Below are 13,782 nucleotides of genomic sequence, written 5' to 3'. Positions count from 1 at the left end.
GTGTCCCGCGGCGGGGGGGGGCGGGGGGTGGGGCGGTGTGTCCTAACAACCCCCAACCCCCCACCCACGACCAGCGCGACCCTGCGGCTACTTGCCCTGGAAGGCCGGCTTGCGCTTGCCCACGAACGCCTCCACCGCTTCGGTGTGGTCGGCGGTCGCGCCCAGCGCGGTCTGGGCCTCGTCCTCGGCCGCCAGCGCGGTTTCGAGGGACGACTCGGCGGCGACGGACAGCACGTTCTTGATCTTCGCGTACGCGACCGTCGGACCGGCCGCGAGCTTCGCGGCGACCTTCTGCGCGCGGGCGGCCAGTTCCTCGTCGGGAACGACTTCGCCGACAAGGCCGAGTGTCAGCGCCTCGGCGGAGTCGACCGTGCGCGCCAGCAGCATCAGCTCGGCCGCGCGGCCGAGGCCGATCAGCCGCTGCAGCGTCCACGACGCGCCCGAGTCCGGGCCGAGGCCGACGTTCGCGAACGCCATCAGGAAGTTCGCCGACGTCGCGGCGATCCGGAGGTCGCTCGCGTACGCGAAGGCCGCGCCCGCGCCCGCCGCCGGGCCGTTCACCGCCGCGATGACCGGCTTCGGCATCCCGACGATCGTCTTGACGATCGGGTTGTAGTGCTCCTTGACGGTGTGTAGCGGCGCCGGGTCACCCGCCTGCAGCAGTCCGACGTGCTCCTTCAGGTCCTGCCCGGCGCAGAACGCCTTGCCCGAACCGGTCAGCACGACCGCGCGGACACTGTCGTCGGCCGCGGCCTCGGTCAGGCCCGCCAGCAGCAGTTCCTTGAGTTCGACGGTCAGCGAGTTGTACGCCTGCGGCCGGTTCAGCGTGAAGGTGCGCACGCCATCGGCGTCGGCGGTCAGCAGAACGTCGGATGTGGTCACGGGATCTCCTAGTCGGCGAAACTGCGGTCCGAGACGAAGTCTTTCAGCCTCGCGAGCCGCATACCAGCACCGATACGGCGGCAAAAGATCGGTCCGCGTTCGCGCTCGGCCGCTGATGAGGGACAATGGACAGTAGACCCGGCTGGCTTTGACGAGCGCGACCCGGGCGCGCCGGTTGAGACGGAGGGAGCACGCTATGGCGGCCATGAAGCCCCGGACCGGAGATGGTCCCCTCGAAGTGACTAAGGAGGGGCGGGGCCTCGTGATGCGCGTACCACTCGAAGGTGGTGGGCGCCTCGTCGTCGAACTCTCCGCGGAAGAAGCGAAGGATCTCGGCGCGGCCCTGCAGGAGGTCACCGGCTGAGCCGGACCGCACCAACGTTCAACCACCCGCACCCCGGTCTCCCTTCGGAGGCCGGGGTCGCGGTTCATCTGCGCCCGGAGGTCGCTCACTGTGCGTAACCCGCTACCCCCCGTTCCGGGGAAGCTGCTCGAACTCGAGGTCTCGGATGACCTAAGGCGCGGTACGCCGCTGGCCACGCTGATCGCGGCGCCGTCCGAAGAGGACGGTGACGCCGGCCTCGCGGAGATCGGCGGCGTGCGGCCCACCGGCAAGACCGGTGACGTGCAGACCGTGCCGACCGGCGGCGTCCGCTGGCTGGCCGGGGTCGGCGACGGCGAGCCGAAGCAGTACCGCAAGGCCGGTGCCGCGCTGGTCCGCGCCGTCTCGTCGGCGCTGGAGGAAGACGTCAAGGCGGGCCAGAAGGCGTTCCGTGCCTTCGCCGTCGAACTGCCCGAGGACGCGGGCGCCGAGCACATCGAAGAGCTCACGTTCGGGCTGCTGCTCGGCGGCTACCGGTTCACGGTGACGGCCGAGGACCCCAAGCCGGGCCTGCGGACCGTGCGCTTGATCACACGCCACGAGCACGCCGCCGTCGCGGTGGAGCGGGTCCGCGAACTCGCCGCGGCCGCCGCGTTCGCGCGCGACCTGGCGAACACGCCGTCGAACATCAAGACCCCCGCCTGGCTCGCCGACACGGCCGCCCGCGTTTCCGGTGGTATCCCGAACCTGACCGTGACGGTCAGGGACGAGAAGTGGCTGGCCGAGCAGGGCTTCGGCGGCGTCCTCGCCGTCGGTGGCGGATCGGCCGCACCGCCGCGGCTGATCGAGCTGGAATACCGGCCGCGCGGGGCGACGACGCATCTGCTGCTGGTCGGCAAGGGCATCACCTTCGACACCGGCGGCCTTTCGATCAAACCGGCCGACGGCATGCACCTCATGCGCACCGACATGGCCGGCGGCGCGGCGATCATCGCCGCGGTCCGCGCGATCGCGGCGCTGCGCCTGCCGGTCAAGGTGACCGGGCTGGTGCCCGCCGCCGAGAACCACGTGTCCGGTTCGTCGTACCGGCCCGGCGACATCGTCCGGCACTACGGCGGCAAGACGACCGAGGTGGGCAACACCGACGCCGAGGGCCGCATGGTCCTCGCCGACGCGCTCGTCTACGGCATCAAGAAGCACAAGCCGGACGCGGTGATCGACGCGGCGACCCTGACGGGCGCCATGAAGGTCTCGCTCGGCGTCCGCACCGGAGGTGTCTTCGCCACCGACGACGCGCTCGCGGAACGGGTCACGAAGGCGGGCGAGCGGGTCGGCGAGGCGTGGTGGCGGATGCCGCTGCTGGAGGACCTGGCCGAGACCGTGCAGGGCTCGCTCGGTGACGTCCGGCAGGCGCCGGGCGGTCCCGGCGGCATCGTCGCGGCGCTGTTCCTGCGGGAGTTCGTCGGGGACGTGCCGTGGGCGCATCTCGACATCGCCGGCCCCGCGCGGGCCGACAAGACCTACGCGGACGTCGTCCCCGGTGCCACCGGATTCGCGGCGCGGACGCTGGTCGAGCTGGTCGCTTCCTACTCCTGACCTGCGGTTACCTGCGGGGTGGGAGCAAGGGACCTTTGCTGCCACCCCGCGGGTCGACCTGGGGCATGGGCTGGGTCGGCGCGTCACCGGCGTGCGCGGTGAGCCGCCGAGCGATGCGGGTCGCGGGTCCGGTCAGGTACCGGAACACGAGCCACGCCGTCATGGCGCCGAGGACGAGCCCGGCGAGCACGTCGTGCGGGTAGTGCGCGCCGACGAAGACCCGCGAGAAGCCCATCAACGCCGCACCCGGGAGCACCCACGGCGCGAGCCGTCGCCAGGCGAGCGCCAGCCCGACGGCGGCCGCCGCCGCGATCGTGGAGTGGTTGCTCGGGAAGGACCAGTCGCCGAGCGGCGGGCAGTCGACGAGCGTGACGAGGTTCCGGCACGGCCGGTCCTCCTGGATCACGCTCTTCACCCCTTCGCTGATCAGGTACGCGATCGCGGTCGCGGCGGGCGGCAGGAGCGCCACGGCGATCCGGACGGGCGAGGTGCGCGCCCGCCACAACATCCAGGCGAAGAGACCCGCGAAGGCGAGCAGTCCTGCTTCGGTGAACAGGATCCCTGTCGCCTGAAGCCAGCTCGGGCTCGCGCCCGCCAACTCCACGATGTCGTCGTACATTCACCCGAAGTTAGCGAAAACGACGCACCCGCGCGGTGGACGAACGGCAGGGATCGACCCTGACGATCGTCACCAAGGCTGAGCGCGGACCCGCTCCCGGAACCGCAGGACGGCGGGCGGCAGGACGACATCGCGACGCCAAGCCAGCCCGATGGTCCGCCCGACCGGTGGCACCAGCGGGACTTCGGCGACACCCGCCGGGCTGCCCGGCTCGAAGCGGGGGAGCAGCGCGACGCCGAGCCCGGCCGCGACGAGCCCGCGGACGGTGTCGGACTCCTGCCCTTCGAAGGCGATCTTCGGCTCGAAGCCGGCCTCGGCGCACAGTTCGTCGGTGATGGTGCGGAGGCCGTAGCCGGTCTCGAGGAGCACGAACTCCTCGTCAGCGAGGTCTTCGATGGCGGCGCTGGGCCGGTCGGCGAGCCGGTGCGAAGTCGGGACGGAGAGGAAGATCTCCTGTTCGGAAAGCACGGCGGTGTCGAGCAGCGGGTCGTCGACGGGGGCGGGCGCGAGCAGCGCGAGGTCGAGTTCACCGCTGGTCAGCCGGTCGACCATGTCCTGCCGTGAGCCCTGGACCAGCGTGAACCGGACTCCCGGATGATCCGCTCGATAGCCGCGGAGCAATGTGGGGACCAGCGACCGGCCGAGCAGGTGCAGGAATCCGAGCACGACGTGCCCGGATTCGGGGTCGACCTCCTCGCGGGCTTGGCGGACTCCGGCGTCGACGGCGGCGAGCGCGCGTTCGGCGGCGTCGGCCAGCAGTTCGGCGGCCCGGGTGAGCCGGATGCCGCGGCCGTCGGGGACCGTCAGCGGCGCGCCGAGGGCCTCGCCGAGCGCCGAGATCCGGCGGCTTACCGTGGGCTGCGGGACACCGAGCAGTTCAGCCGCGCGTGTGACGTTCGTCGTGCGGCGCAGTGCGGTGAGCAGAGCGAGCTGGGGGGCTAGCTGGGCGGTCATCCTTTCATTCAGCACAGTATCGATTGTGGCAGATGAACGTATTAGACGTATCGTTTAGCCAGGCTTAGCTTCGGGAGCGTGCCTGCCTCCGGAACCACCCGCCGCGTGACGATCGCCGTCGCCGCGGCCGGGATCTCCTCGTTCGCGCTGCTTTACGCGCCGCAGCCGGTGCTGCCGCAGCTGGCCGAGCAGTACCACCTCGATCCCGGAGGCGCCTCGCTCGCGGTGAGCGTCGCGACCGGCGCGCTCGCGATCGCCGTGCTCCCGATCGCGGCCCTTTCGGAGGTCGTGGGACGGCGTCCGGTGATCATCGCTTCGGTGGTCGCTTCGGTCGTGTTCGGTTTCCTGCTGCCGCTCGCGCCCAGCTATCCGGCGCTGCTCGTGCTGCGGGCGCTGCAGGGGGTCGCCATCGCGGGGTTCCCCGGAGTGGCCGCGGCCTATCTCGCGGAACGGCTCGGCAAGGCCGGGCTCGCGGCGGCGGTGGGCGCGATGATCGCCGGGAACACCGTCGGCGGCATGGTCGGACGGCTCGCGGCCGGGTTCACCGCCGGACCGTTCGGCTACCAGGGCGCGCTACTCGTCGTGGCGGTGATCGGGCTGGTCTGCGCGGTGGTCACGGTGCTGGCCCTGCCGCCGGGGGAGCAAGGGACCTTTGCTACCACTTTCGCGGATCAACGCAGGTCAGAGCGGTTGCGCGAGCAGGCCGCGGCGGTACTGGCCGGGCTCGGCGCCGCCGTCCGGAAGCCGGTCCTGCTGGTCCAGTACGCGGTCGCGCTGCTGGCGATGGGCTCGTTCGTCGCGCTGTACAACGCCGCCGGCTTCCGCCTGACCGGCGAGCCGCTGAACCTCTCGCCCGCGATCGCGTCACTCGTCTTCCTCGCGTACGCGATCGGCTCGGTCTCGTCGGCGACCGCGGGCAAGCTCGTCGGCCGGTTCGGGCGTCGCCGGGCGCTCGCCGGCGCCCTGCTGCTCACAATCGCGGGCGCCGCGCTGACGCTGTCGGACTCGCTGCCCATGGTCGTCGCCGGGTTCGTAGTGCTGACCGGCGCGTTCTTCGCCGCGCACGCCGTCGCCAACGGCTGGGCCGCGGCGGAGGCGCCCGAGAACGCTCGCGGCCAGGTGGGCGGGCTCTACACGCTTTCGTACTACCTCGGCAGCAGTGTCGGCGGCGCCGTCGGCGCGACCGTCTACGGGCACGCGGGCTGGACCTGGCTGATCGTGCTCACCGCCGCCTGGCTGGCCCTCGCCGCGGTGGCCGTGGTCGCGGTGGTCCCCAAGTCCGTGAAGGGCTCCTTCCCTACCCTCAAAGTAGGGAAGGAGGCCTTCACGGAACGCGTCTGAAAAGTGGTAGCAAAGGTCCCTTGCTACGCGATCGCCGCGACCAGCAGCCCGCCGCCTACCGGCAACAGCGCCGGGACCAGCCGCTCGTCCTCCCGGAAGGCCCGCGCGACCTCTCGCAGCGCGAGGGTGTCCGGATCACGCCGTGAGGGATCGGTCACCCTGGTGCCCGAGACGTTGTGGAACGCCAGTATCCCGCCGGGCCGGAGCAGCGCGACGGCCTGCTCGTAACAGCTCGGGTATTCGATCGGCGCCGAATCGACGAACACCAGGTCGTAGCCGCCGGGGGTGAGCCGGGGGAGGACCTCGAGCGCGCGCCCCAGGATCAGCCGGGTCCGCCCCGGCGGGTAGCCGGCCTCGCGGAACGCCGCCCTCGCCGCCCGGTGGTACTCGGGCTCGATGTCGATCGAGGTGAGAATCCCGTCGTCGACCATGCCGCGGAGCAGGCACAACCCGCTCACCCCGGCCCCGGTGCCGACCTCGACGACGGCCTTCGCCCGCAACGTCGTGGCGAGAAAACGCAGAGTCGCACCCGCGCCCGCGCTCAGCGGGCCGCACCCCAGATCGGCCGACCGCGCCCGCACGGTGGCCAGAACCTCGTCGTCGGGGACGTATCCGTCGACGAGGTCGGCGTCGGCGGCCTCGGCAGGCGAGCCCGCATGCGTCCCGGAATTCACACGCGGAGGTTAGCGGTGTCCATCGTCAAAAGAGCGAAGACTCCCTGGTACCGACTTCTCAGCCTCCTCTCAGTCCAGTCTCACTAGAAACATAAGCAGGCCGGACAGACTGGTCCTCGACAACGGGAACACCGTGCTCATCGCCCGCGTTGGGTGGAGTAGTTGGGAGAAGACGCTGATGGAGGTGCCTACTTCCCCGATGCAGGAAACGATGCAGGACCAGCACGCGGACCAGGTCACGCCGGTGACGGTGGACGAGGCCGCATGGACGCCGCCCTCGTGGGACGAGGTCGTGCGTGAGCACGCCGACCGCGTGTACCGGCTGGCGTACCGCCTGACCGGTAACGCCCACGACGCCGAGGACCTGACGCAGGAGACCTTCATCCGGGTCTTCCGCTCCCTCGCGTCCTACAAGCCCGGCACGTTCGAAGGCTGGCTGCACCGCATCACCACGAACCTCTTCCTCGACATGGCCCGCCGCCGCTCGCGCGTGCGGATGGAAGGCCTCCCCGAGGACACCGACCGCATCGTCGGTGACGACCCGAGCCCCGAGCAGGTCTATTCGGACACCCATCTCGACCCGGACCTGCAGGCAGCGCTCGACGAGTTGCCGCCCGAGTTCCGTGCCGCGGTCGTGCTGTGCGACGTCGAAGGCCTCTCGTACGAGGAGATCGGCGCCACCCTCGGTGTCAAGCTCGGCACCGTGCGCAGCCGGATCCACCGCGGCCGCCAGGCGCTTCGCGCTTCTTTGGAGCGTCGTCGCGCCGAGGCGCAGGAGTCTGCGAAGGTGGGGGTATGACCGCACCGCGAGGTTGGGGACTCCCCGAGTCGCATCTGCTTCCGGACGCCATCGTCGCCTTCGTGGACGGCGAGCTGTCCCTCGGCGCCCAGGACCGGGCGTCGGCGCATATCGCCCGCTGCCAGGCGTGCGCGGCCGAAGTGACCGCGCAGCGTCAGGCGGTCGCGGCCGTGAAGCAGGCGGGAGCCCCGTCGATGTCGGCGGGTTTCCTGGCCAGCCTGTGCTCCATCCCGCAGAACACCGAACTTCCCGGCACGCCGGACAACCTGGCGATGACGGCCGACGGCCAGCTCGTGGCCATCCAGCGGCCGGACAGGGTCGCCGGCCTTCGCGACACCGGAGTCTTGGGCGGTACCGCGCCGTTGGGATCATCGGCGCCGCTGGGCCAGTCGCCGAACGTCCTCGGCGGCGGGCGGTTCGGCCTCGCCCGGCGGAAGTACGCGCAAGGCGCCGGAGTCGTCGTTTCGGGTCTGGTGCTGAGCGCCCTGGCCCTGGTCGCGACCTCGGGTGACGGCACCGAAGACCAGCCTGCCACCGGCTTCACCCCGCCGCAGGGGGTCAACGCGGGCCTGCTGCCCGCGCAGCTGGGCGGCGGCGCCCGGCCGGAACCGCCGCACAGCACCACGCCGAGCCCGAGCCCGAGCACGTCGAGCGTGCCCGTGCCCGTGTCGGCCCGCTGATCCGCTTCGTCAGGGTTTGACGAAGCAGATCGTCGCGCTCTTGAAGTTCGAAGTCCCGTAGCTGGCGTAAGAGATGACGTCCACGGTGCCCTCGGCGCACGGACTGTTCACCACGCTCATCTGCGGGAAGACCTCGCTGATCCTCAGCCGCGCCGAGCCGCAGTCCTTCAGCGGCGGCGGCGTCTTGGTCTCGATGTCGTCGAAACACAGCCCGACCTTGGCGTTGATCGCCAGGCACAGGGCGACGCCGTCCCCGCGCACCGGCCTCGGGACGGCGTACTTGTAGAAGCCGTCCTTGCAGTTCCAATCGCCCTTGTCGACGCCGGTTAGGCTCACCGCGTACGGCGCTTGAGGCGAATCGCAGGGCGTCTTGACCGCGTCGGCCTCCTTGCCGGAGCCGGTCAGCACGACGCAATCGCCCTCGGTGAGGGCTTTGGCCTGCTTCTCCGGCCCGGCGGCCGCCTTCATCACGAAGATGAAGCCGATCCCGCCGCCGACCACGACGAGCGCGGCGACGAGCAGCAGCACTTTCACCTTGGTGGACAGGCCCTTCTTCTTGGGCGGCTGCTGCGGCCAGCCCTGCTGCTGCGGCCACTGCTGCTGTTGTTGTTGGGGCCACTGCTGGTGAGGGACGTTCTGGGGCGGATAAGGAGCCCCCGGGTTCTCCGACATGCCCGTAAGACTGCCAGACGTGAGACATGGTTGCCTCAAGTGTCACATTTCTGGCCGGTTCGGCGAATCAACGCGCACTTCACCGTGGTCACGGCAGAATCCAGGGCAAGGCTTGGCGTACTCTCGCGTCCGGCCAACCTGATCTCAGCCCCGGGGAATGATGACCGAGCAGCCGAACGCGAATCCGCAGCAGCCTGGTGAGCCGGCGGGGGATCGGCTGGCGCCGCGCCCGCTGGCCCGGCCCGCCGTCGATCCGGCGCAGGCGGCCACGTTCGGCAGGCCGCATGGCGTCGATGGTGCCTTCGACAAGCTGTACCAGCCCGGCGGCACGAACGGACAGACCGCCCCGGGCCTGAATCTGGCGCCGCCCACACCGGAATCGCTCGCCGAAGCCTTCCGCCGCCCGCCGGGCGCCGAAGGTGTCGTGCTGGAGCGGCCGCACGGGAGCAACGGCTCCGGGCCGTCCGCGAACGGCGCGGAAGGCCCGCTCTGGACCACGACGTCGGATCCCTGGCGTGATCCCGGTTCCGGCGCGGTGCTCGCCGGGCCCGCCGTGCAGCAGGACTCCGAAGAAGAGAAGGACGCGAAGCGCCCGCAAGGTGCGCTGCTGAGCCTGCCGGAGGTCCTCTTCGGCCGGCGTGTGCAGACGAAGGCGCTGGCGATGCTCGCCGCGGTCGCGCTGGTCATCGGCGCGGCCGGAGGGCTGATCGGCTGGTGGTTCGCCGACACCGGCACCGAGCTGACCGGCCAGGCCAGCATCTCCGAGGCCGACGCGGCCAAGGAACGTCCGGCGGGCTCGATCGCGGACATCGCCCACCGCGTGGCGCCCGCCGTGGTCTCGCTCGAGGTGTTCAAACCGGGCGCCGACGCCGGCCAGCAGGGCTCCGGCGTCGTCATCGACAACCAGGGCTACGTGCTCACCAACGAGCACGTGATCTCCGCCGCCACGGCCGATTCGGCCACCAAGGTCACCGCCGTGTTCTTCGACGGCAAGCGCGTCGAGGCGAAGGTCGTCGGCGCCGACGCCAAAACCGACCTGGCCGTGGTCAAGGTCGACGTCAAGAACCTGACAGCGCTGCAGGTCGGGAAGTCGTCCGACCTCGCCGTCGGCGACTCGGTGATCGCCGTCGGCTCACCGCTGGCGCTGCAGAACTCGGTCACCGCCGGCATCGTGAGCGCGCTCAACCGCCCGGTGACCGCGGGCGGCGACGGCGGCAGCGCGCCGGTGATCTACGAAGCCATCCAGACCGACGCCGCGATCAATCACGGCAACTCGGGTGGCGCGCTCGTCGACGCGACCGGCGCGCTGGTCGGGATCAACTCCGCGATCCGCTCGTCCAGCGCCGAAGGCGGCAGCATCGGCATCGGATTCGCCATCCCCAGCGACTACGCGGTGAAGATCGCGAAAACACTGATCAAGGACGGCAAGGTCGTCCACCCCGACATCGGCATCAACGCTTCGTCGACCGTCGCGGGCTCCAGCACCATGGGCGCGCAGGTCCGCAATGTCGCCCCTGGAGGCCCCGCGGCCTCGGCCGGGATCAAAGAAGGCGACGTCATCACGGAAGTCGGCGGACGGCTCGTGCGCGACTCGGCGGAACTCCTCGTCGCGGTCCGCGCTCGCGAAGTCGGCGAAGTGGTTCCTGTCCGCCTTGTCCGGGATGGGTCTTCACTTGTCGTGGACGTGAAACTGGCCTCGGACTAGCGAGTTCGGACGGGTACCCTGAACGGGGAAGACGCCGAGGCGGAGGTTCACACAGGTGTTCGAGAGTGTCGGCTGGGGAGAGATCCTCATCATCGTCGTCGCGGGTCTTTTCATCCTCGGTCCGGAGCGGCTGCCTGAAGCGGCGTCCTGGGTGGCGAAGAGCGTCCGCAAGGTCCGCGACTTCGCGACCGGGGCCAAGACGCAGCTGCGCGAGGAGATGGGCCCGGAGTTCGATCAGCTGCGCAAGCCGCTGGAGGATCTGCGAGGCCTGCGGAACTTCGACCCGAAGCGGGTCGTCACCCAGCACCTGTTCGACGGTGACTCGGATCCGCTGGGGCTCAACAACGTCAACGGCACCAATGGTGCCAACGGGACCAATGGCGCTTCGAAGCCCAACGGCCACCCTGCGCCCGCTTCGCAGCCTGAGCCGCTGAAGCCGGGAGAGCGTCCTCCGGTCGACCCGGACGCCACCTGATCCCCTCGCATTTAGTCCTCTGAATGCGGTCCTTGCGCGTGCAAGTACCGCATCCAGAGGACTAAACGCATAAGAGGGGGACGGTCAGCGGCCCGCGGGAGTGACGTTCAGCATCATCCCGGCCAGCCCGCGCGCCCGGACGGTCAGCTTCTTCGCCGCCTCCTTGAGCACGAGCGACGCCGGCGCGTCCGGCTCGGCCAGCACGATCGGCGTCCCGGCGTCGCCGTTGGAGACCACGCGCGGGTCCATCGGGACCTGCCCGAGCAGCGGCACCGTCGAGCCGACCGACTTCGACAGCGAGTCGGCGACCGACTGCCCGCCGCCGGCGCCGAAGATCTCCATCTTCTGGCCGTCGGGCGTCTCCAGCCACGACATGTTCTCGATGACCCCGGCCACCCGCTGCCGCGTCTGCAGCGCGATCGCGCCCGCGCGCTCGGCGACTTCGGCGGCCGCCTGCTGCGGGGTGGTGACGACCAGGATCTCCGCGTTCGGGATGAGCTGCGCCACCGAGATCGCGATGTCGCCGGTGCCCGGCGGCAGGTCCAGCAGCAGGATGTCGAGGTCGCCCCAGAACACGTCGGCGAGGAACTGCTGCAGCGCGCGGTGCAGCATCGGCCCGCGCCACACCACGGGGGCGTTGCCCGGGGTGAACATGCCGATCGAGATGACCTTCACACCGTGCGCCTGCGGCGGCATGATCATGGTGTCGACCTTGGTCGGCTTCTCCCGCGCGCCGAGCATCCGCGGCACCGAGTGCCCGTAGATGTCCGCGTCCACCACGCCGACGGAAAGCCCGCGTTCGGCCATCGCGGCCGCGAGGTTCACCGTCACCGAGGACTTGCCGACGCCGCCCTTGCCGGACGCGACGCAGTACACACGCGTCAGCGAACCCGGCTGCGCGAACGGGATCACCGGTTCCGCGGCGTCGCCGCGCAGGGATTTTCGCAGCTCCGTGCGTTGCTCGTCGCTCATCACGTCAAGCTCGACCCGGACGTCGTTGACGCCGGGGAGCTTCTTGACGGCTTCGGTGGTGTCGTTGGTCAGAGTCGCCTTCAGCGGGCAGCCGGCGACCGTCAGGTAGATCCCGACGGTGACCACACCGTCCGAGCCGACCTCCACGTCCTTGACCATGCCGAGTTCGGTGATCGGTTTCTTGATCTCCGGGTCGTACACGGCCTTCAGCGCGGTGCGGACATCGTCGACGCTGGGGAGTTGCTGCGTACTGGTCACAGGTCCCATGTTACGTACTGGTAGGTGTGCGGTCGGGTTTGGCCTTGCGCGGCTTGGCGTCAAGATCCTCACGGAGCCGGTCGAGCTCACCCCGCAGGAAGTCCCGCGTGGCGACCTCGCCGAGCGCGATCCGCAGCGACGCCAGCTCCCGCGCGAGGTATTCGGTGTCGGCCTTGGTCTGCGCGGCGCGATTCCGGTCCTCCTCCAGCGAGACACGGTCACGGTCGTCCTGCCGGTTCTGCGCCAGCAGGATCAGCGGCGCGGCGTACGCGGCCTGCGTCGAAAACGCCAGGTTCAGCAGGATGAACGGGTACGGGTCCCAGCGCAGCGAGACCGCGACCAGGTTCAGCACGATCCAGATGATGACGATCAGCGTCTGCCAGAACAGGTACTTGCCGGTGCCGAGGAACCGCGCGATCCGTTCGGTGAAGCGGCCGAACGAGTCGGGGTCGATGTTCAGCCTGAACCGGCTCTGGCCGCGGGGCTGGTCCAGCCGTCGCCCGGACGTCAGTTCAGGCACGTTCGGCCTCCTCGGTGATTTCGCCGGTGATGTCGTGCAGCCCGGTTTCGCGCCAGCCCTCCGGGAGCAGGTGGTCGAGCACGTCGTCGACGGTGACCGCGCCGAGCAGGTGGTCCTCGGCGTCCACCACCGGCCCGCAGGTGAGGTTGTAGGCGGCGAAGTAGCGCGTGACCTCGGACAACGTGGCCTTCGGTCGCAGCGCGGGCAGCTGGGAGTCGATGGCGCTCGCCACCATCTCCGCGGGTGGTTCGCGCAGCAGCCGCTGGAAGTGGACGACGCCGACGAAACGCCCGGTAGGCGTCTCCGTCGGCGGACGGCAGACGAACACCATGCTCGCCAGCGCCACCGGGAGGTCGGCGTTGCGGATGTGCGCGAGCGCCTCGGCGACCGTCGCGTCCGGAGTCAGCACCACTGGCTCAGGCGTCATCAACCCGCCCGCGGTGTCGGAGGAGTACTCCAGCAGCCGTTTCACCGGCGCCGACTCCTCGGGTTCCATCAGCTCCAGGAACCGGTTCTGCTCGGCGGGCGCCAGCTCGGCCAGCAGGTCGGCGGCGTCGTCGGGGTCCATCGCTTCGAGGATGTCGGCCGCCCGCTCCTCGGCGAGGTAGGACAGCAGTTCCTTCTGGTCGTCCTCGGGAAGCTCCTCGATGACGTCGGCGAGGTGCTCGTCGTCCATCGCGTCGGCGACCTCGTGCCGTCGTTTGAGCGGCAGGTCGCGGACCGTGGCGGCGACGTCGGCCGGACGCATGGTGTCGAACAGCATCAGCAGCTGCGCCGCGCCCTGGGTCTGGCCGGTCAAGTCGGTGAGCCCGAGCCCGGACACCTCCGACCACGGCAGCACCTGCATCGCCGAACGCCGTCTGCCGAGGCCGAGCCTGCTCGACCGTTCGCGGATCGCGAGCTTCGCGAGCACCCAGTCCCGCGTCCGCGTCGGTTCCATGGCGGCGTCGACGACGGTGATCCTCGTGTCGGAACCCGCGAGCGTGGCGTACGCGTCGAACAGCTGCCCGACCACGAGCACCTCGTTGGGCCGCTGATGGAACCGCCGCATGTTCACCGATCCGGTGGCGAGCGTGACCGCGCTGGGCTCGATCGAGGTCACCCGCAACATCGGCACGAACACGCGGCGCCTCGTCGTCAGCTCCACCACGATGCCCAGGATCCGCGGCGGCTGCTGATCGAGGCGCAGGCCCGCCACCAGGTCCCGCACCTTGCCGATCGATTCGCCGTCGGGTCCGAAAACCGGCAAACCGGCAAGCTGAGCTGCGAATACCCTGTTCACGGCTGCCATGTCCGAAGGTTATCCGCTCCCG

The 13,782-nt window shown here is 70.3% G+C and carries 15 protein-coding genes; 7 read left to right on the top strand and 8 right to left on the bottom strand.

Going from position 1 to position 13,782, the window contains the following annotated elements; translation table 11 throughout:
• Positions 1–87: 87 nt before the first annotated feature.
• On the bottom strand, positions 88–882 hold the full coding sequence (locus ACIRGA_RS26285) for an enoyl-CoA hydratase/isomerase family protein (RefSeq protein ID WP_400945419.1): 795 nt from the start codon (positions 880–882) through the stop codon (positions 88–90).
• Between the two features lie 196 nt (positions 883–1,078).
• Here ACIRGA_RS26285 and ACIRGA_RS26280 point away from each other — a divergent pair, with 196 nt between their 5' ends.
• Positions 1,079–1,246, top strand: a complete 168-nt coding sequence (locus tag ACIRGA_RS26280; RefSeq protein WP_005155393.1) for a DUF3117 domain-containing protein — start codon at positions 1,079–1,081, stop codon at positions 1,244–1,246.
• A 90-nt stretch (positions 1,247–1,336) separates the two neighbouring features.
• On the top strand, positions 1,337–2,800 hold the full coding sequence (locus ACIRGA_RS26275; RefSeq protein WP_400945417.1) for a leucyl aminopeptidase family protein: 1,464 nt from the start codon (positions 1,337–1,339) through the stop codon (positions 2,798–2,800).
• 7 nt (positions 2,801–2,807) lie between these two features.
• Here the strand turns inward: ACIRGA_RS26275 and ACIRGA_RS26270 are convergent, their stop codons facing one another.
• The gene (locus ACIRGA_RS26270; protein ID WP_400945415.1) at positions 2,808–3,419 is read right to left on the bottom strand and encodes a phosphatase PAP2 family protein; all 612 of its coding nucleotides are present in this window, start codon (positions 3,417–3,419) and stop codon (positions 2,808–2,810) included.
• 69 nt (positions 3,420–3,488) lie between these two features.
• Positions 3,489–4,373: a LysR family transcriptional regulator gene (locus ACIRGA_RS26265; protein WP_400945413.1), complete on the bottom strand. Its 885-nt coding sequence runs from the start codon at positions 4,371–4,373 to the stop codon at positions 3,489–3,491.
• A gap of 105 nt (positions 4,374–4,478) precedes the next feature.
• Here ACIRGA_RS26265 and ACIRGA_RS26260 point away from each other — a divergent pair, with 105 nt between their 5' ends.
• Positions 4,479–5,714 carry an MFS transporter gene (locus tag ACIRGA_RS26260; RefSeq protein ID WP_400945452.1) on the top strand — a complete coding sequence of 412 codons (1,236 nt, stop codon included), beginning with the start codon at positions 4,479–4,481 and terminating at the stop codon, positions 5,712–5,714.
• Between the two features lie 23 nt (positions 5,715–5,737).
• Here ACIRGA_RS26260 and ACIRGA_RS26255 read toward each other — a convergent pair whose 3' ends face one another.
• The gene (locus ACIRGA_RS26255; protein ID WP_400945411.1) at positions 5,738–6,388 is read right to left on the bottom strand and encodes an O-methyltransferase; all 651 of its coding nucleotides are present in this window, start codon (positions 6,386–6,388) and stop codon (positions 5,738–5,740) included.
• A 178-nt stretch (positions 6,389–6,566) separates the two neighbouring features.
• On the opposite strand from ACIRGA_RS26255, the gene sigE reads away from it, so the two are divergent.
• Positions 6,567–7,187 carry an RNA polymerase sigma factor SigE gene (gene sigE, locus ACIRGA_RS26250; protein WP_400945409.1) on the top strand — a complete coding sequence of 207 codons (621 nt, stop codon included), beginning with the start codon at positions 6,567–6,569 and terminating at the stop codon, positions 7,185–7,187.
• Complete coding sequence (locus ACIRGA_RS26245) at positions 7,184–7,867, top strand: anti-sigma factor family protein (RefSeq protein ID WP_400945407.1); 684 nt, start codon at positions 7,184–7,186, stop codon at positions 7,865–7,867. Before sigE ends, ACIRGA_RS26245 begins: the two co-directional genes overlap by 4 nt.
• Positions 7,868–7,876: 9 nt before the next feature.
• On the opposite strand, the gene ACIRGA_RS26240 is transcribed toward ACIRGA_RS26245, so the two are convergent.
• The gene (locus tag ACIRGA_RS26240; protein WP_400945405.1) at positions 7,877–8,539 is read right to left on the bottom strand and encodes a hypothetical protein; all 663 of its coding nucleotides are present in this window, start codon (positions 8,537–8,539) and stop codon (positions 7,877–7,879) included.
• A 160-nt stretch (positions 8,540–8,699) separates the two neighbouring features.
• On the opposite strand from ACIRGA_RS26240, the gene ACIRGA_RS26235 reads away from it, so the two are divergent.
• Both ACIRGA_RS26235 and tatB read left to right on the top strand, forming a co-directional pair.
• Positions 8,700–10,244: a S1C family serine protease gene (locus tag ACIRGA_RS26235; protein WP_400945403.1), complete on the top strand. Its 1,545-nt coding sequence runs from the start codon at positions 8,700–8,702 to the stop codon at positions 10,242–10,244.
• Positions 10,245–10,299: 55 nt separating this feature from the next.
• Entirely contained in the window at positions 10,300–10,719 is a 420-nt protein-coding gene (gene tatB / locus ACIRGA_RS26230; protein WP_400945401.1) for a Sec-independent protein translocase protein TatB, read from the top strand.
• Between the two features lie 84 nt (positions 10,720–10,803).
• Here the strand turns inward: tatB and ACIRGA_RS26225 are convergent, their stop codons facing one another.
• From ACIRGA_RS26225 to ACIRGA_RS26215, 3 genes are read right to left on the bottom strand one after another with little or no spacing between them, the layout of a single operon-like run.
• Positions 10,804–11,949: an Mrp/NBP35 family ATP-binding protein gene (locus ACIRGA_RS26225; RefSeq protein ID WP_400945399.1), complete on the bottom strand. Its 1,146-nt coding sequence runs from the start codon at positions 11,947–11,949 to the stop codon at positions 10,804–10,806.
• 10 nt (positions 11,950–11,959) lie between these two features.
• Positions 11,960–12,469: a DUF1003 domain-containing protein gene (locus ACIRGA_RS26220; protein WP_400945397.1), complete on the bottom strand. Its 510-nt coding sequence runs from the start codon at positions 12,467–12,469 to the stop codon at positions 11,960–11,962.
• A complete protein-coding gene (locus tag ACIRGA_RS26215) occupies positions 12,462–13,760 on the bottom strand; it encodes a magnesium transporter MgtE N-terminal domain-containing protein (protein ID WP_400945395.1) in 1,299 nt (432 codons plus the stop codon). Before ACIRGA_RS26215 ends, ACIRGA_RS26220 begins: the two co-directional genes overlap by 8 nt.
• Positions 13,761–13,782: the final 22 nt, after the last annotated feature.

The sequence above is a fragment of the Amycolatopsis sp. NPDC102389 genome (genome assembly GCF_044765885.1).
In the GTDB taxonomy this organism is placed as follows: Bacteria; Actinomycetota; Actinomycetes; order Mycobacteriales; family Pseudonocardiaceae; genus Amycolatopsis.
This window is presented reverse-complemented; position numbering and strand designations above follow the sequence as displayed.